General features: G+C 67.2%; 16 protein-coding genes. 12 read left to right on the top strand and 4 right to left on the bottom strand.

Features of this window, described 5'->3' with window-relative positions:
• Window positions 1–197 precede the first annotated feature (197 nt).
• The gene (locus ASD37_RS23765) at window positions 198–4,538 is read right to left on the bottom strand and encodes an Ig-like domain-containing protein (RefSeq protein ID WP_156721047.1); all 4,341 of its coding nucleotides are present in this window, start codon (window positions 4,536–4,538) and stop codon (window positions 198–200) included.
• A 462-nt stretch (window positions 4,539–5,000) separates the two neighbouring features.
• On the opposite strand from ASD37_RS23765, the gene ASD37_RS23755 reads away from it, so the two are divergent.
• On the top strand, window positions 5,001–6,074 hold the full coding sequence (locus ASD37_RS23755) for a phosphatase PAP2 family protein (RefSeq protein ID WP_156721046.1): 1,074 nt from the start codon (window positions 5,001–5,003) through the stop codon (window positions 6,072–6,074).
• On the opposite strand, the gene ASD37_RS31670 is transcribed toward ASD37_RS23755, so the two are convergent.
• Window positions 6,056–6,397 (bottom strand): cupin domain-containing protein, encoded by a 342-nt coding sequence (locus tag ASD37_RS31670; RefSeq protein ID WP_156721045.1) that lies wholly within the window; start codon window positions 6,395–6,397, stop codon window positions 6,056–6,058. The two genes, ASD37_RS23755 and ASD37_RS31670, sit on opposite strands and share 19 nt — an antisense overlap.
• 74 nt (window positions 6,398–6,471) lie before the next feature.
• Between ASD37_RS31670 and ASD37_RS23750 the strand changes: the two genes are divergently transcribed.
• The 4 genes from ASD37_RS23750 (at window position 6,472) to ASD37_RS23735 (ending at window position 10,631) form a co-directional block, all read left to right on the top strand.
• Window positions 6,472–8,100, top strand: a complete 1,629-nt coding sequence (locus ASD37_RS23750) for an acyl-CoA dehydrogenase family protein (protein ID WP_056557599.1) — start codon at window positions 6,472–6,474, stop codon at window positions 8,098–8,100.
• 88 nt (window positions 8,101–8,188) lie between these two features.
• Window positions 8,189–9,127 (top strand): crotonase/enoyl-CoA hydratase family protein, encoded by a 939-nt coding sequence (locus ASD37_RS23745; RefSeq protein WP_056557347.1) that lies wholly within the window; start codon window positions 8,189–8,191, stop codon window positions 9,125–9,127.
• 14 nt (window positions 9,128–9,141) lie between these two features.
• Window positions 9,142–9,855 carry a PaaX family transcriptional regulator C-terminal domain-containing protein gene (locus tag ASD37_RS23740; protein ID WP_082570381.1) on the top strand — a complete coding sequence of 238 codons (714 nt, stop codon included), beginning with the start codon at window positions 9,142–9,144 and terminating at the stop codon, window positions 9,853–9,855.
• Window positions 9,852–10,631: a crotonase/enoyl-CoA hydratase family protein gene (locus ASD37_RS23735; RefSeq protein WP_082570357.1), complete on the top strand. Its 780-nt coding sequence runs from the start codon at window positions 9,852–9,854 to the stop codon at window positions 10,629–10,631. Before ASD37_RS23740 ends, ASD37_RS23735 begins: the two co-directional genes overlap by 4 nt.
• On the opposite strand, the gene ASD37_RS23730 is transcribed toward ASD37_RS23735, so the two are convergent.
• Window positions 10,618–11,016 (bottom strand): DUF3060 domain-containing protein, encoded by a 399-nt coding sequence (locus ASD37_RS23730; RefSeq protein WP_056557343.1) that lies wholly within the window; start codon window positions 11,014–11,016, stop codon window positions 10,618–10,620. The genes ASD37_RS23735 and ASD37_RS23730 overlap by 14 nt on opposite strands.
• Window positions 11,017–11,018: 2 nt before the next feature.
• Window positions 11,019–11,396: a DUF3060 domain-containing protein gene (locus ASD37_RS23725; RefSeq protein ID WP_056557595.1), complete on the bottom strand. Its 378-nt coding sequence runs from the start codon at window positions 11,394–11,396 to the stop codon at window positions 11,019–11,021.
• A gap of 151 nt (window positions 11,397–11,547) precedes the next feature.
• Here ASD37_RS23725 and ASD37_RS31665 point away from each other — a divergent pair, with 151 nt between their 5' ends.
• The 7 genes from ASD37_RS31665 (at window position 11,548) to tuf (ending at window position 17,840) form a co-directional block, all read left to right on the top strand.
• The gene (locus ASD37_RS31665; protein ID WP_235568513.1) at window positions 11,548–12,033 is read left to right on the top strand and encodes a DUF3558 domain-containing protein; all 486 of its coding nucleotides are present in this window, start codon (window positions 11,548–11,550) and stop codon (window positions 12,031–12,033) included.
• Complete coding sequence (locus ASD37_RS31660) at window positions 12,030–12,539, top strand: DUF3558 domain-containing protein (protein WP_370073079.1); 510 nt, start codon at window positions 12,030–12,032, stop codon at window positions 12,537–12,539. Before ASD37_RS31665 ends, ASD37_RS31660 begins: the two co-directional genes overlap by 4 nt.
• 94 nt (window positions 12,540–12,633) lie before the next feature.
• On the top strand, window positions 12,634–13,248 hold the full coding sequence (locus tag ASD37_RS23710) for a TetR/AcrR family transcriptional regulator (RefSeq protein WP_056557338.1): 615 nt from the start codon (window positions 12,634–12,636) through the stop codon (window positions 13,246–13,248).
• A gap of 279 nt (window positions 13,249–13,527) precedes the next feature.
• A complete protein-coding gene (gene rpsL, locus ASD37_RS23705; RefSeq protein ID WP_056557336.1) occupies window positions 13,528–13,902 on the top strand; it encodes a 30S ribosomal protein S12 in 375 nt (124 codons plus the stop codon).
• A complete protein-coding gene (rpsG, locus tag ASD37_RS23700; protein ID WP_056557334.1) occupies window positions 13,902–14,372 on the top strand; it encodes a 30S ribosomal protein S7 in 471 nt (156 codons plus the stop codon). Before rpsL ends, rpsG begins: the two co-directional genes overlap by 1 nt.
• Before the next feature lie 78 nt (window positions 14,373–14,450).
• Window positions 14,451–16,553, top strand: coding sequence for an elongation factor G (gene fusA / locus ASD37_RS23695; RefSeq protein WP_056557331.1), 2,103 nt, complete (start codon window positions 14,451–14,453; stop codon window positions 16,551–16,553).
• 96 nt (window positions 16,554–16,649) lie between these two features.
• Window positions 16,650–17,840 (top strand): elongation factor Tu, encoded by a 1,191-nt coding sequence (gene tuf, locus ASD37_RS23690; protein WP_056557330.1) that lies wholly within the window; start codon window positions 16,650–16,652, stop codon window positions 17,838–17,840.
• The last annotated feature ends 120 nt before the right edge of the window (window positions 17,841–17,960 follow it).

Raw genomic sequence — 17,960 nt, 5'->3', positions numbered from 1 at the left:
GCTTGTAAAGACTTTCCTGCAGGTATCCACTGAAATTAGCTAGACGGCTTTATCAAGATCACCGTAAATTACGAGGGCCGTGCCGGCTAACGCGGCAGACGCGCCGTCGCAAGGGGACTCACGTCAAACGGCTTCGCGCCCTGGGCGTGCCGATGAAAGTTTGGCCACCGGGCGACGTCTGACGACCCGCTGAGGGTTTACAGCACCCTTGCGTTCTTGGCGGCCTCGATGGCGTCGTTCTCGGCGATCACTGTCACCACGGTCGAGGCGGCCGGCTTTGGCGTCCAGTCCGGGTGAAAGAGACCGAACGACCCCTCGACCGGGTCGCCGTCGGCCTTGTCGACCAGATTGTGGATGAACGTCGGACCGGCGAAGGACAGGGTGCGCCAGCCACGCAGGAAGTCACCCAGATACGCGGCCTGGTTGACGTCGTCGACTACAGAGGACGGCTCCCCGTACTCCGTCGCCCAGATCTTCTTGTTGCCGTCCCCGTTGGCGACCATCAGGGCGTAGATCCGGTTGGCCTGGTTGAGGGGCGACTCGTAGAGGTAACCGCCCTGGGTGAACGGGGTCGTGTACTGGTACGGGTGGAACGACAGTGCGTCGAAGTAGCCGGCTGCTCCGGCTGCGTACATCTCCGAGACGAACCGCACGGGGTTCACCGTGATGTCGCCCCAGTCGATCACGGAGCCGACCGACGCCGCGACCACGACGGCGTTGGGGTCTGCGGCCTTGATGGCCGGGTAGGCCGCCTTTAGTAGTGCGGTGTATTGGGCGGCGTTGGGTCCGGGCTGCCAGAAGTTGACGCCGTTCGGCTCGTTCCACACCTCCCACGCCGTCACCTTGCCCTTGTAGCGCGCCGCGGCGAGGCCGGCGAAGGCGGCGAATTGGGCGTTGTCCTTGGGCATTCCGGCCAACGGCCACGTGTTCTCCACGGCCGCCCAGGTCGGCGTCGAGTTCAGCACCGCGAGCACCTTGATGTTCCGCGCGGCCGCGCTGTTGATCACACGGTCAACTGCGCTCCAGTCACCCCACCCCGGTACGGGCTCGACGGCCGCCCAGGGCACCAGGACGCGGATGTCGGTGATGCCGACGGACTGCAGCGCATCGAGCGCCGTGTCGATTTCGGCCTGCGAATAGAACAGCAGCTCCGGCACGTGGATGGCGACGCTGGTCGCGCGCTGGTCGACGGCGTTCGCCGCGGGCGGCACGATCGTCAGCGACACCGTGGTGGTCGTCGACGCCCCCACCGCGTCCCTGACCGTCACGGTGAACACGTCGGTGTCGACGCCGGGCGTCACCAGGGCGGTGTAGCGGGCGTCGACCGTGGGTGTGTAGGTGTACGTGCCCGTGGCGGCGTCGAGCTTGACGGCCCCCTTCGTCGGTCCCGTGGTGATCGTGAAGGTCAGCGCATCGCCGTCGGGGTCGGTCGCAGTGACCGTGCCCGTCACGGTTCCGATCGCGGACGACGAACTCGACACGGTCGCCACGCCGGTCACCGGGGGGCGGTTACCCGCGGGATACGGCGTGATGGGTGCGGTCAGGGTGAAGGTTGACGTGCCGCCGTATCCGTCGGCCACGGTGATTGCGATTGCCTCGCTCTTCGCAGCGGCGGTGGCGTTCGTCGCGGACGCCGCGTCCCGCGCCGCTGTCGTCGGGGTGTAGGTAAAGCTGCCGTTGGCGCCGACGGACAGCGTGCCCTTCTGCGGCGTCGCCGACGTGAAGGTCAACGTGTCACCGTCGAGGTCGACCGCCGTCAGGACGCCGGTTACCGTTCCGGTCGTCGAATTGGTCTGCGTCACCGTGGCCGTGCCGCCGGTGGGCGTGGCGTTGACGGGGCTGACGCTCACGGTGACCGTCTTGATGCCGACACCGCCGTGTCCGTCGCTGACTGCGACGGTGAAGGTGTCCTGCTTCTCGGTTGTCGTGGCGCCGATGCGCTGCGCGGCGTGGCGTGCGACGGCGGTCGGAGTGTAGGTGAAAGCGCCTGCGGCCGTGAGTGTTACGGAACCCCTGGTGGGTGCGGAGGTTACCGCGTAGCTGAGGACGTCGTTGTCACCGTCGGTGCCCTTGACGATGCCCGTGACGACTCCCGTCGTGCCGTTCGGCACGCCCACCGTGGTGGTCACCGTCGGCGCCACGTTGGTGGGGCTGACGACCACGGCGATCGTGGTGGTGAGCACGCCGCGCATGCCGTCGGACACGGTCACCGTGAACGCATCGGTGGTGACGCTCGCCGGCGCCCCGACCGTGGAGGCCGCGTGCCTGGCGGCCGCGGTCGGCGTGTAGGTGAAGGTGCCGTTCGTGTTGACGACCACCGTTCCCTTCGTCGGCAGCGCGGAGACGGCGTACGTCAACGGATCTCCGTTGGGGTCGCTCGCGCCGACGGTTCCCGCGATGGCGCCGGTGATCGCGTTGGGGGTGCCCCTCGTCGGGGTTGCCACCGGAATCCCATTCGGCGACCGCAGCGAGATGACGTGCACAACGCCGGCTACGGGGTCGCTCACGTAGAGCTCCGTGCGGTCGGTGCTCAGGGTCGCGCCCCCGCGTTGGGACACGTCGGTGGACGGGCGGGTGGCGATGGCATTCAGGGTCGCACCGGTCGAGGCGTCGAATGCGCCGACGCGCCCCGCGGCATCGGTTACCAGCAGCGTCGTGCCGTCGGCGCTGACGGCGACCGAGGCAGTCGGTAGGCCGCCGGTCGAGAAGACGCCGAGCACGGCGCGGGTGCCCGTGCTGATCACCGACACCGTGCCATCCTCGGTGCCGACGTACAACCGCGCATTGTTGGGGCTCACCGTCAAAGCGGTTGCCTTGCTTGCCAATCGCGTCACGACGCTGGCGGTCGTCGCGGTGGGCGCGAAGGTGAGTACCGCCGTGCCGCCGGTAGGCGTGTCCGTGGTGACGTAGAGCCGGGCGTTGTCCGGACTGGCCGCAATGGCGGTCGGACGGTAGCCGGTCGGCATCGTGGTGGTGGTGGCGATCGTGTTGGTCGAGGTGGCGATGCGCAGCACCTTGGCGGTGCTGTAACTGGTGACGTACACGGATGCGCCGGTGGGGCTCAGGGTGATCGCGGTGGGCTTGGCAACGGCGATGGTCGCCTTGACCGTTCCGGTCGCCGTGTCGAGCACCTTCAGGGTGTTTCCGGTGGAGCTGGACACGTAGAGGCGCGTGCCGTCCTGTTTCACGGCGACGCCGTCGGGCGCGCCGCCAATGGTCCACGTGCCCACTACCTTCGAGGAGACAGTGTCGATCACCGTGATCGTGCCCGCGTCCCGGTTGGTCACGTAGGCACGGGTGTTCGTGGCGGCGACGGCGCCTGCTCCGGCTCCGCCCGCGACGTCGGTGCGGACGCCCAGTGGCACCTCGCTGATGGGAATCGCCATCTGCGTCGGGGCCTTGTTCACGCCGTCGGACACGGTGACCGTCATCGAGATGGTGTCGACCTGCGGAGTGGTGCCCGCAAGGAACCGCTGCGCCGTCGTGGGGGTGTAGGTGAACGTCGCGGTGGTGGCGTTGAAGACCAGTGTGCCGAGAGTCGGTTTGGCGGTCAGCACGATCGTGGGCTTCTTACCCTCCGGGTCCGTCGCGACCACCGTCCCCGTCACGACACCGGTGATCGGGTTCGGCGTCGAGAACGTTGCCTGCGCCGTCGGGGGCTTGTTCACGACAACCGCGCCGACGACCTGCGTGGCGGCGAGCCGCATGGTGGCCGGTGCGGGTTCGGTCAGTGCTGCGGTGCCGACCTCGCGGCGGGCGGCCGCGAGGAACATCCACGCCAGCGGCGACTCGGCCCATCCCCTTTGCAGCGTGGTCAGCCACGCATTGAGGGCTGTGCCCACGACGTTGCTCAGCACGGTCGAGATGACGTTCTGCACGGGAGCGGCGGCGGCGACCGGAGACGGCGTGTGGGCCGCGGTCAGCGCCACGGGCGCGATCGTGCTGGATGCAGCGGGAGCGCTCGGCTGGGGCGCTGACGGCAGTGTCGCGGCGGGCGCCGCGCTCCGCGACCGACCCGACGTCGTCGTTGCCGCCAGGGATGACGACGGCTTGCTGGTCGGTGCCGGTGTCGAGATGCCCCTCGAACCAGTCGACGGCGCGGCGGCGGACGGTGTGGTCGCCCCGCTTGGCCGCGTGACCTCCTCGAGGTCGGCCTCGCCGGCCTCGGCACCCTGCCCCGCGGACGCGGAGCCCTGCGTCGAGGTCAGAGCGCCCCCGGAATGGGACACCGTGACGCCCGGCGCGACTTCCACCGCCGTGGCGGAACCCGGCCCCTCACCGTGGCCGATGGTCGGCGCAGCAGGCGCTTTCGGGCCGATGTTCGCCGCAGGTGCGGCGGAGGTGGCGGTCTTTGGCGCTGCCGCTGCGCCGGCGGTGTCGTCGGGCGCCGTACCGGTGGCCTGGTTGGTGGACGCAGTCGTATCACCGGAGAGATCGGGGCTGGCCCATGCGACTCCCGCCGGAGTGGCTATTGCCGTACCCACGCCCAGCGCGACGGCCAGGGCCCCTACTCGTCCTACGAACTTGCTGTACTGCATGACTACCCCCGTTGTCCGGAGGGCTCCTGCGGTGGCGATCTTCCCCCGGATTTATTTACTCGAGCGAAAGTGTACCGCGCCAGGATCGTTGCTGGTGGAGATCTAGAATTTTGCTAAATGAGATTCAACGCACCGAATGTGCAGTTAGTGGCGGCTATGCGCGGTAACTGAACGTGACTGATCTTGTTTGCCGCGAAAATCGTGAGTGCACAGCCGATAAAACTGTCCACATCAATGTGAAATTTGAGGTGGATGGGACGGGCGGTGCAGTCGCCGGATTTGCGGCGCCGTGGCGCGGGTGGTGACCGCCCACACCGTCTCGGCGCCGGCGACGTGTCGGGCGCAAGGACGGCATCGCGTTCCTTCGCGACGACGTCTGACGTTCACATGAACGGCGAATGTACGGAGGGTTGACTAGCGTCACCACGGGAACACCGCACTTTCCGATCGCGAAAGGCTCCCGTGTCCGTAGTCGACCAGTCATCCCCAGAGGTTTTGGGCCATGCCAAGCCAGCGGCCGGCGCCCGCGAGCGACGACTCCGCATCGCGCGTCGGCTTGGGGTGGCCGTCTGGGCCTGCGCCGTGGGCTATCTGACCGTGACCCGTGGCTTCGCGTTCAACCGAGAGCTGTTGCTCGTCTACATCTGTACCGGCCTCGCAACCGCCAGCATCGGCCAGGGCCGCCGCGTCCTCTACGTCATCCGCGACTGGCTGCCGTTTGCGCTCCTCCTGATCGCCTACGACCTCAGCAGGGGAGCGGCGACGTTGATCGGCCGACCGACGATGTGGCACTGGCAGGCGGACATGGATCGCCTGATGTTCTTCGGAACCATGCCGACGGTGTGGCTGCAGGAGCAGTTGAAGCAACTGCAGCCTCCCTGGTGGGAGGTGGCGCTCAGCACCGTCTACATGTCGTTCTTCATCCTCCCGTACGTCGTGGCGGCGGTGCTCTGGCTCCGCAATCGTGACGAATGGAAGGCATTCGTCCGATTGTTCGTCGGACTGAATCTCGCCGGGCTGGTCATCTATGCGCTGCTTCCCGCTGCGCCGCCGTGGGCGGCTGCCAGGTGTACGCCCGCCGACGTCGCCGCCGGGCCGTCGAACCCGCAGTGCATGTTCGGCTCCGGCCGTGGCGTCCCCGACGGCGGACTACTCGGGGCCGTGACGCCCCGCCACGACGGCGCCAACCCCTGGGTGCAGCGAATCGTCGGCCGGGGCTGGGACAACCTGAACCTGCACACGGCGAGCGCGCTGATCGATCAGGGGCAGGCCAGCGTCAACCTGGTTGCGGCGATCCCGTCGCTGCACGCCGGGATGTCGGCTGCGGTGTCGGCCTTCATCTGGACGCGGGTGCGCCCGGCGTGGCGCCCCCTGCTGGTGGCGTATCCGTTGATCATGGCGTTCACGCTGGTCTACACCGCCGAGCACTACGTCGTCGACGTCCTCCTCGGGTGGGCGCTCGCGGCGGTCGTCTTGACGGCCCTGCACCGCTATGAGCGCGACGGCGGTCCCGCGTCTCAGCCGGCGGCGAGGTAGACCTTCCGCAGGGTCTCGGTGACCGTCCACACCGTCTCGGCGCCGGCGGCGAACCGCACCACGTCGCCGGGTCCGAGGTGCATGGTCTCCGCGCCGGTGGCGAACTCGACGGTGGCTGCGCCGGAAAGCACGACGAACACCTCGTCGGTCTCGACGTCGTTCATCACGCCCGGCGTCATCTCCCACACCCCGACCTCGAGGCCACCGAACTCGTCGACCGCCTTCGCGCCCGTCGTCGGCCCGCCGCGCACCGACTGTTCGGCGGGGACCGGCTCGTGAACGAGTTCGAGCGTCGCGGCGTGCACGACGGTGTTCGGCGTCATCGGATCAGTATTGCGTGGACGCCGCCCCATTACGAACCTTGTGCAACCGTCGAGGAAATGTAACAGTGAAACGCATGTCGGACACGCACGTCGTCACCAATCAGGCCCCCACGCTGGAGGGTTACAACCCCGCGACCTCACCCGTGCTCGCCGAGGCGCTGATGCGCGAGGGCGGCCAGTGGGGTGCCGACGAGGTCTTCGAGCTTGGCGCGCTCGCGGGAGGCCCGCAGGCGCAGCGGTGGGGTGAGCTTGCCGATCGTCATCAGCCGACACTGCGAACCCATGACCGCTACGGGCATCGCGTCGACGAGGTCGAGTACGACCCCGCCTATCACGAACTGATGAGGGTCGCCGTCGGCCACGGCTTGCATGCGGCCCCATGGGCCGACGGCCGGCCGGGCGCGCACGTCGTCCGCGCCGCCAAGACGTCGGTCTGGACACCGGAGGCGGGCCACGTCTGCCCGATCTCGATGACCTACGCCGTCGTGCCCGCGCTGCGGCACAACCCCGAACTGTCCGCGATATACGAGCCCCTGCTGACCAGCCGGGTGTACGACCCCGAGTTGGCGGTGCCCACCTCGAAGGCCGGCCTCACCGCCGGCATGTCGATGACCGAGAAGCAGGGCGGCTCCGACGTCCGCGCCGGGACCACGCAGGCGACGCCGAACGGCGACGGCACTTACGGCCTGACCGGTCACAAGTGGTTCACCTCCGCCCCGATGTCGGATGTGTTCCTGGTGCTGGCGCAGGCGCCGAACGGTGTGAGCTGCTTCTTCCTGCCGAGGGTGCTGCCCGACGGGACGCGCAACCGGATGTTCCTTCAGCGGCTCAAGGACAAGCTCGGCAACCACGCCAACGCCTCGAGCGAGGTCGAGTACGACGGCGCCACGGCCTGGCTCGTCGGCGAAGAGGGCCGCGGGGTGCCGACCATCATCGAGATGGTCAACCTCACCCGGCTGGACTGCACGCTCGGCAGCGCGACCAGCATGCGCACCGGGCTGACCCGGGCCATCCACCACGCCCAGCACCGAAAGGCGTTCGGGGAGTACCTGATCGACCAACCGCTGATGCGCAACGTGCTCGCCGACCTCGCCGTCGAGGCCGAAGCCGCCACCATGCTGGCGATGCGGATGGCCGGCGCCACCGACGCGGCCACCCGCGGGGACGAACGCGAAACCCTGCTGCGCCGAATCGGTCTCGCCGCAGGCAAGTACTGGGTCTGCAAGCGCGCCACCCCGCACGCGGCGGAGGCCATGGAGTGCCTCGGTGGCAACGGCTACGTCGAGGAGTCGGGCATGCCCCGGCTGTACCGAGAGGCGCCGCTGATGGGCATCTGGGAGGGCTCCGGAAATGTCAGCGCCCTGGACACGTTGCGCGCCATGGCAACCCGGCCCGCGTGCGTCGAGGTGCTGTTCGACGAGCTCGGTCGCACGGCGGGTCACGACCCGCGGCTGGACGCCCACGTGACGTCGTTGCGCGCCGAACTCGGCGATCTGGAGACCATCCAGTACCGCGGCCGCAAGATCGCCGAGGACATCTCGCTCGCCCTGCAAGGCTCGTTGCTGGCGCGGTACGGCCACCCCGCGGTGGCGGAGGCGTTCCTGGCCAGCCGGCTCGGCGGCCAGTGGGGCGGGGCGTTTGGCACGCTGCCGACGGGCCTCGACCTGGCGCCGATCATCGAGCGTGCAATGGTCAAGGGATGACCCCCTCTGCCGAGCGTGCGCGGACTCCCGTTTCTGACCGGCGTGTCGCCCGCAGACACGCACGCTCGCGGGGGAACGGGGCCACCGGATGACACACGCCATCCGGCCCGTCGACTTCGACAACCTCAAGACCATGACCTACGAGGTCACCGACCGCGTCGCCCGAATCACGTTCAACCGCCCCGACAAGGGCAACGCAATCGTCGCCGACACCCCACTGGAACTGTCGGCTTTGGTCGAGCGGGCCGACCTCGACCCCAACGTCCACGTCATGCTGATCTCCGGTCGCGGTGCGGGCTTCTGCTCCGGCTTCGACCTGTCCGCCTACGCCGACCGCACGTCGTCGGCAGGAGGCACCGGCGGTTACAAGGGCACGGTGCTCGACGGCAAGACCCAAGCGGTGAACCATCTGCCCGATCAACCGTGGGACCCGATGGTCGACTACCAGATGATGAGCCGGTTCGTCCGCGGCTTCGCCAGCCTGATGCACGCCGACAAGCCGACCGTGGTCAAGATCCACGGCTACTGCGTGGCCGGCGGCACCGACATCGCGCTGCACGCCGACCAGGTGATCGCCGCCGCCGACGCGAAGATCGGCTACCCGCCGATGCGCGTCTGGGGGGTGCCCGCGGCCGGGCTCTGGGCGCACCGCCTCGGCGACCAACGCGCGAAACGCCTTCTCTTCACCGGTGATTGCCTCACCGGCGCCCAAGCCGCGGAATGGGGACTCGCCGTCGAGGCGCCCGAACCCGAGGACCTCGACGAGCGCACCGAAAACCTCGTCGGACGCATTGCGGCCATGCCCGTCAACCAGCTGATCATGGCCAAGCTGGCGTTGAACACCGCGCTGTTCAACCAGGGCGTCGCCACCAGCAGCATGGTCAGCACGGTGTTCGACGGCGTCGCGCGGCACACACCGGAAGGGCACGCCTTCGTCGCCGAGGCGACCGCCCGTGGCTTCCGCGACGCCGTGAAGTCGCGCGACGAGCCGTTCGGGGACTCCGGCCGCAAGACCTCGGGCTTCTAGCCGTGCTCACGCGGCTGACGGCGAGGTCCGTCGTGCTGAGCGTGCTGCTCGGTGCCCATCCCGCGTGGGCGACGGCGGCCGAATTGATCAGGCTCACCGCCGATTTCGGAATCAGGGAGCCGACGCTGCGGGTGGCCCTGACCCGGATGGTCGGCGCCGGTGATCTGGTGCGCTCCGCCGACGGATACCGGCTCTCGGACAGATTGCTCGCCAGGCAACGGCGTCAGGACGACGCGCTCGACCCGAAGCTTCGCGGGTGGGACGGCACGTGGTCGACCCTGGTGATCACCAGCGTCGGCACCGACGCAAGAACCCGGGCGACACTGCGAACGACACTGCAGGCCAAGCGATTCGGCGAGCTGCGTGAGGGCGTGTGGATGCGCCCGGCCAACCTCGACCTGCAGCTGACCGACGAACTCCGAGGGCGGGTGCGGGTGCTGGAGGCCCGCGACGACGACCCGGCAGGTCTCGTCGCCGCGCTGTGGGACCTGCCCACCTGGGTTGGCACCGGGCGCCGCCTGCTCGACGACCTGTCCGGCGCCTCGGACGTGCCTGCCAGATTCGTGGCCGCCGCGGCCACGGTCCGACATCTGCTGGCCGACCCCGTCCTGCCGGTCGAACTGCTGCCCGACGACTGGCCGGGCGACGCGCTGCGGCAGGCATACCACGACTTCGCCGCCGAACTGGTGGCGCGACGCGACGACACGACACTGATGGAGGCCACGTGACCGACTACACCGGCGGCGTACGAGCGGAACGCAGCGGACCGGTCACGACGGTGATCATGAATCGGCCCGAAGCCCGCAACGCCGTCAACGGACCTGCCGCCGCGGGCCTCCACGCCGCGTTCGAGGACTTCGACGCCGACGACGACGCGGCCGTCGCCGTGCTGTGGGGTGACAACGGAACGTTCTGTGCCGGAGCGGATCTCAAGGCATTTGGCACACCCGACGCCAACCCGGTGCACCGCACCGGCCCCGGACCGATGGGGCCGTCACGCATGACATTGTCCAAACCCGTCATCGCCGCGGTCAGTGGGTTCGCGGTCGCCGGCGGTCTCGAACTCGCGCTGTGGTGCGACCTGCGGGTGGTCGAGGAGGGCGCCGTCTTCGGCGTCTACTGCCGCCGCTGGGGCGTCCCGTTGATCGACGGGGGCACGGTTCGGCTGCCGCGGCTCATCGGGCACAGCCGGGCGATGGACCTCATCCTCACCGGCCGCAGCGTCGACGCACACGAGGCGCTCGCGATCGGGCTGGCCAACCGCGTCGTGGCACCCGGTCGGGCGCGCGAGGCCGCCGAGACGCTGGCGGCCGAGCTGGCCGCGCTTCCGCAACAATGCCTGCGGGCCGACCGGCTCTCCGCGCTCAACCAGTGGGGGATGTCGGAGGCCGACGCGATGGACGTCGAATTCGGCAGCATGTCCCGGGTGGCCGCCGAATCACTCTCCGGAGCAAGGAAATTCGCCGACGGTGCCGGCCGGCACGGGCTCGCTAGCCCTTCCTGATCGAATTCCCCGAACCCGTGTCGTTGACCTTCGGGTCGCCGTCGGAGTAGGTGACGGTGTTGTTGAGGCCCACGACGCTGAGGCCGTCGACGATCTTCTCGAAGGTCAACCTGTTGTCGGCGCCGCCGACGTTGACGTTCGAGCACGTGCCCTTCACCGTGAGCGAGTTGTTCGAGCCGCCCACCGTCAGCGACTTGCCGTCGGCACAGTCGATCTCGGCGGTCGTGCCGACCGAGCCATAGTTGATGGTGTTGGCGATCTCGACCTGCACACCTGACGAACCCGCCGTCATCGTCGGCGAGGTGCCCGAGTCCGAACCGCAGCCGACGAGACCAATTGCCAAGGCGGCCAGAGCGGGGACGAATCGGAAGGACCGTGCGTGCATGCCTAGACGGGTACCCGATCGATGCGGTTGGTCATGCCCAATTCGCGACCGCGGTCCCACACCAACGGCTCGCCCTGGTGATAGAGGACCGTCTGGTCGAATCCGTAGACGGTGATGTCGTTGATCACGTTGTCCACCACGATGACGTTGGCCGAACCCTGGACCGAAACGCCCCAGCACGTGCCGACGGCGGTGATGTTGTTGCCGGTGCCCACGACGATGAGCGTGGAGTCGTTGCAGTCCAACGTCTGGACCACGCCCTGGCCCGTGACGTGGGTGTCGCCGTTCTTGGCCTGGGCGACCGGTGCTCCCGCCACCAGCGTCCCGAGAATGGCGGCCACGCTCAACCCCAGCGACGTGCTCGACGCTCTCCAACCCACGGTGGTCCCCTTTGCGACGCGGCCCCGATCGGCCTTCGCCGACTCTACGTCGCCGAGTGCCGCCCGCGGCAGCACTTCGGTCGTTGTCGCTGGGTAGCGTGTGCTCACTATGCGTGGACGGATGGCACGGAGCGGTATGGCGGTCGTCGCCATGACGGCCGTTTCCGCGTGCACGCACACCGTCGGAGGCGTCGCCGAACGGGCCCGCCTCACCGTGCCGGACCCGAACCGCAGCTACGGATACGTCGACGATCGATGCGGGCTTCTGCAGGACGATTCCATCAAGGAACTGCTGAGCGCCAGCAGCATGGTCAAGCCCTTCAGCGGGGCCGTGTGTCAATACGTCCTCTCGACCGAGTCGGGCGTCGTCGACGTCGTCTTCACCTGGTTCGACACGGGCAGCATCGACCGCGAACGCGACGTCGCCGTCGGTCGCGACGCACGTCTGACGGAGAAGACGGTGGTGCGGCACCCGGCCTTCCTGGCCCAGCGCCCCGACACCCCCAACGCGTGTTCTGCCACCGCGGCCGCCGGGTCGGGAGTGCTGACGTGGTGGGTCCAGTTTCGGCAGAGCGCCGGCGATGCGTGCGCGGACGCCGAGACGTTGCTGACGGCCACCCTGTCGGCCGACTCGTGACCAGAATCCTGCTGTTGCTCGCCACGGGTTGCTCGGTCGTGGCCTGCGGGTCGCCGACGGCTGCGACGCCGGCGCCCCCTTCGGGTTCCGGGCAGACCTTCCGAAGCGCCGAATGCAACGGCGTCGCCGACGCCGACGTGACGAGCGCCGTCGGCGGAACCCTGTTCACCAGGGTGGTGGTCAACGACGCAGGCTGCTTCTGGCAGGAGAACACCGCACTCGGCGACGTCGAACTCGGCATGGGCCTTTCGACGTGGTGGTACCGGGGCAGCGACCTCGACACCGAGCGGTCACTCGAACGCGACACGGGCCGCACCATCACCGAGGTCGAGGTCAACGGCAACAAGGGCTTTCAAGCCAGCGATCGCAACGCGTGCAGCGTCTACGTCGCCAAGGGCGGCGACGTCATCACCTGGTCGGTACAAACCGTCAACCCCGGCAAGCTGCCCGATCTCTGCGCGATCACGGGGACACTGGCCCAGCTCAGCCAGGACAGAGTGAACTGACTCGCCACGGGCGGGGGTTACAGTCAGCAGTCCTGGATTGCAGGACACGCGACGTTCACCTTGTCGAGAAGACCCACCCGAAGGACGCAACCCCATGGCAGCTCGGTCGGAGTCGACGTCCGGCACGGGCCGGACGCGCCCGCCGGGCAGGACCACCAAGCTCAGCCGCGACGCCATCGTGAACGCGGCGCTGACGTTCCTGGACCGCGAAGGCTGGGACGCGCTCACCATCAACGCCCTCGCCATGCAGCTCGGCACCAAGGGTCCGTCGCTGTACAACCACGTCGACAGCCTCGAGGACCTGCGCCGGACTGTCCGAATGCGCGTCATCGAAGACATCATCGGGATGCTCAACACCGTGGGGGACGGGCGTACCAGGGACGACGCCGTGGTCGCGATGGCCAGCGCCTACCGCAGCTATGCCCACCACCATCCCGGCCGGTACTCGGCGTTCACCCGGATGCCGCTTGGCGGCGACGACCCCGAGTACACCGCGGCGACCCGAGCCGCGGCCGAGCCGGTGATCGCGGTGCTGGCCTCCTTCGGGCTCGAGGGGGAGGACGGCTTCTTCGCGGCACTGGAGTTCTGGTCGGCCCTTCACGGGTTCGTGCTCCTGGAGATGACGGGAGTGATGGACGCGATCGACACCGACGCCGTCTTCACCGACATGGTGCTGAGGCTGGCAGTGGGCATGGAACAGCCCAGGTGAGCGGCGGGGTTGGCGCGCTTTGACCCAAGCCCTCGCGAACAGGTATCGTGGTCGATCGTGCCTGGCCGTTAGGGCGCTTGGGGCTGTGACGCCTGCAAGCGAGCCTGCACGTCGGGCAAATTCGCATGTCCACGACGCATCGACGAGAATTCGGTGCGCGAGCGTGTGCGACACACCCGGCCGCGGGGTAGCACGGCAGGGCGTAACCGCAGTACACAGTCTTGAGAATGACCTAGCCACAGCAGAGCAGTTACACGAAGCAACACAGGAAGCCGGTACATGCCAACCATCAACCAGCTGGTCCGCAAGGGTCGCCGGGACAAGATCGCCAAGGTCAAGACCGCGGCCCTCAAGGGCAGCCCGCAGCGCCGCGGCGTCTGCACCCGCGTCTACACGACCACCCCGAAGAAGCCGAACTCGGCACTTCGAAAGGTCGCGCGCGTCAAGCTGACCACCGGGGTTGAGGTCACCGCCTACATCCCAGGCGAAGGCCACAACCTTCAGGAGCACTCGATGGTGCTGGTTCGTGGAGGCCGTGTGAAGGACCTTCCCGGTGTGCGCTACAAGATCATCCGCGGTTCGCTCGACACCCAGGGTGTCAAGAGCCGCAAGCAGGCACGGAGCCGCTACGGCGCCAAGAAGGAGAAGAGCTAATGCCGCGCAAGGGGCCCGCACCCAAGCGGCCGCTGGTCAACGATCCGGTCTACGGTTCGCAGCTGGTCACGCAGCTCGTCAACAAGGTTCTGCTGGACGGGAAGAAATCCCTCGCAGAACGCATTGTCTATGGAGCGCTCGAACAGGCTCGTGACAAGACCGGCACCGACCCGGTCGTCACCCTCAAGCGCGCACTCGACAACGTGAAGCCGGCCCTCGAGGTCCGCAGCCGTCGCGTTGGTGGCGCCACCTACCAGGTGCCCGTCGAGGTCCGCCCCGAGCGGTCCACCACGCTGGCCCTGCGCTGGCTGGTGAGCTTCTCCAAGCAGCGCCGCGAGAAGACGATGGTCGAACGTCTGGCCAACGAATTGCTCGACGCGAGCAATGGCCTGGGTGCCGCCGTCAAGCGACGCGAGGACACCCACAAGATGGCCGAAGCAAACCGGGCATTCGCGCACTACCGCTGGTGATCGCCACCGGCGGCGGGCGCTAGCCCCTCGTCGGTCGAACACCAACAACCAACAAGCAAGAAAGAGTGGGAAGACGCCGTGGCACAGGACGTGCTCACCGACCTCACCAAGGTCCGCAATATCGGCATCATGGCGCACATCGATGCCGGTAAGACGACGACGACCGAGCGCATCCTCTACTACACCGGTATCAGCTACAAGATCGGTGAGGTGCACGACGGTGCCGCCACGATGGACTGGATGGAGCAGGAGCAGGAGCGGGGTATCACCATCACCTCGGCCGCTACCACCTGCTTCTGGGATGGCAACCAGATCAACATCATCGACACCCCCGGGCACGTCGACTTCACCGTCGAGGTGGAGCGTTCGCTCCGCGTCCTCGACGGCGCCGTCGCCGTCTTCGACGGCAAAGAGGGTGTTGAGCCGCAGTCCGAGCAGGTGTGGCGTCAGGCCGACAAGTACGACGTGCCGCGCATCTGCTTCGTCAACAAGATGGACAAGATCGGCGCGGACTTCTACTTCACCGTCCGCACCATCGAGGAGCGCCTCGGCGCCCGCGCGCTGCCGATCCAGCTCCCCATCGGTTCCGAGGGTGGCTTCGAGGGCATCGTCGACCTGGTCGAGATGAACGCCAAGGTGTGGCGTGGCGAGACCAAGCTCGGTGAGACCTACGAGACTATCGAGATCCCCGAAGAGCTCCAGGAGCAGGCCGGCGAGTACCGCACCAAGCTGCTCGAGACGGTCGCAGAGACCGACGAAGCGCTGCTGGAAAAGTACTTCGGTGGCGAAGACCTCACGGTCGCCGAGATCAAGGGTGCGATCCGCAAGATGGTCGTCAACTCCGAGATCTACCCGGTGCTGTGTGGCAGTGCGTTCAAGAACAAGGGCGTCCAGCCCATGCTCGACGCCGTCATCGACTACCTGCCGTCGCCCCTGGACGTCGAGTCCGTGACGGGCCACATTCCTGGCAAGGAAGAGGAACTGGTCACGCGCAAGCCGTCCACCAGCGAGCCGTTCTCGGCGCTGGCGTTCAAGGTTGCGACGCACCCGTTCTTCGGCAAGCTCACCTACGTCCGGGTGTACTCCGGCAAGGTCGACTCCGGCGCCCAGGTCATCAACGCGACCAAGGGCAAGAAGGAACGTCTGGGCAAGCTCTTCCAGATGCACTCCAACAAGGAGAACCCGGTCGAGACTGCCGCTGCCGGCCACATCTACGCCGTGATCGGCCTCAAGGACACCACCACCGGTGACACCTTGTCCGATCCGCAGCACCAGGTCGTCCTCGAGTCGATGACGTTCCCGGATCCGGTGATCCAGGTCGCCATCGAGCCCAAGACGAAGAGTGACCAGGAGAAGCTGTCCCTGGCCATTCAGAAGCTGGCCGAGGAAGACCCGACGTTCAAGGTCAACCAGGACCACGAGACCGGCCAGACCATCATCGGTGGCATGGGCGAGCTCCACCTCGACATCCTCGTCGACCGCATGCGTCGCGAGTTCAAGGTCGAGGCCAACGTCGGCAAGCCGCAGGTCGCCTACAAGGAGACCATCAAGCGCGCCGTCGACAAGGTCGAGTTCACGCACAAGAAGCAGACCGGTGGCTCCGGCCAGTTCGCGAAGGTTCTCGTCAGCATCGAGCCGTTCACCGGCGAAGACGGCGCGACCTACGAGTTCGAGAACAAGGTCAGCGGCGGACGCATTCCGCGCGAGTACATCCCCTCGGTGGATGCCGGTGCGCAGGACGCGATGCAGTACGGCGTGCTCGCCGGCTACCCGCTGGTGAACGTCAAGCTGATCCTGCTCGACGGTGCCTACCACGACGTGGACTCCTCGGAAATGGCGTTCAAGATCGCCGGCTCCCAGGTGCTCAAGAAGGCTGCGGCGCAAGCACAGCCGACGATTCTCGAGCCCGTCATGGCCGTCGAGGTCACCACCCCGGAGGATTACATGGGTGAAGTGATTGGCGACTTGAACTCCCGCCGTGGTCAGATTCAAGCCATGGAGGAGCGCAGCGGTGCCCGCGTAGTGCGGGCGACGGTGCCGCTGTCCGAAATGTTCGGCTACGTCGGAGACCTCCGGTCGAAGACTCAGGGCCGGGCGAACTACTCCATGGTGTTCGACTCCTACGCCGAAGTTCCGGCGAACGTGTCGAAGGAGATCATCGCGAAGGCCACCGGCCAGTAGCCACTTGGCAACAACCGGTAGCCTCGCGGCGGACCACACAATTGAAAACAGACCCAACTTTAAACAAGCATCATCGAAGTCCAGGAGGACACAGAAGTGGCGAAGGCGAAGTTCGAGCGGACGAAGCCGCACGTCAACATCGGGACCATCGGTCACGTTGACCACGGCAAGACCACGTTGACGGCAGCAATCACCAAGGTTCTGCACGACAAGTACCCGACGTTGAACGAGTCGCGTGCATTCGATCAGATCGACAATGCACCCGAAGAGCGCGAGCGTGGCATCACGATCAACATCTCGCATGTTGAGTACCAGACCGAGAAGCGTCACTACGCACACGTTGACGCTCCCGGCCACGCTGACTACATCAAGAACATGATCACCGGTGCCGCCCAGATGGACGGAGCGATCCTCGTGGTCGCCGCGACCGACGGCCCCATGCCCCAGACGAAGGAGCACGTGCTGCTCGCTCGTCAGGTCGGCGTGCCGTACATCCTGGTCGCGCTGAACAAGGCCGACATGGTCGAAGACGAGGAGCTCCTCGAGCTCGTCGAAATGGAGGTCCGCGAACTGCTGGCCGCCCAGGACTTCGACGAGGAAGCCCCGGTCATCCAGGTCTCGGCTCTCAAGGCCCTCGAAGGCGACCCGAAGTGGGTCGAGTCCGTCGAGAAGCTCATGGAAGCCGTCGACGAGTCCATCCCGGACCCGGTTCGTGAGACCGAGAAGCCGTTCCTCATGCCCGTCGAGGACGTCTTCACGATCACCGGTCGTGGCACCGTCGTCACCGGTCGCGTCGAGCGTGGCGTGATCAACGTCAACGAAGAGGTCGAGATCGTCGGCATCAAGCCGACGGTCACCAAGACCACCGTCACCGGCGTCGAGATGTTCCGCAAGCTGCTGGACCAGGGCATGGCGGGCGACAACGTCGGCCTGCTGGTCCGTGGTGTCAAGCGTGAAGACGTCGAGCGTGGCCAGGTCGTGGTCAAGCCCGGCACCACCACGCCGCACACCGAGTTCGAGGGCAGCGTCTACATCCTGTCCAAGGAAGAAGGCGGCCGTCACAAGCCGTTCCTGTCGAACTACCGTCCGCAGTTCTACTTCCGCACCACGGACGTGACCGGCGTCGTCACCCTCCCCGAGGGCACCGACATCGTCATGCCCGGCGACAACGTCGACATCGGCGTGAAGCTGATCCAGCCGGTCGCCATGGATGAGGGTCTGCGTTTCGCGATCCGCGAGGGCGGCAAGACCGTCGGCGCAGGACGCGTTACCAAGATCATTAAGTAGGCTCCGCCTACGGGGATCCTCTAAGTGATCTGATCTAGTCGCAAGGCGGCGCTCACCCGAAAGGGTGGGCGCCGCTTTCGTATTCACACACTGGCCCGTGCCCAGCCGCCCTTCCCGTCG

The organism is Mycobacterium sp. Root135 (genome assembly GCF_001426545.1).
In the GTDB taxonomy this organism is placed as follows: domain Bacteria; phylum Actinomycetota; class Actinomycetes; order Mycobacteriales; family Mycobacteriaceae; genus Mycobacterium.
The sequence above is the reverse complement of the archived record's forward strand: the minus strand, read 5'-3'. Positions and strand labels throughout refer to the sequence as shown.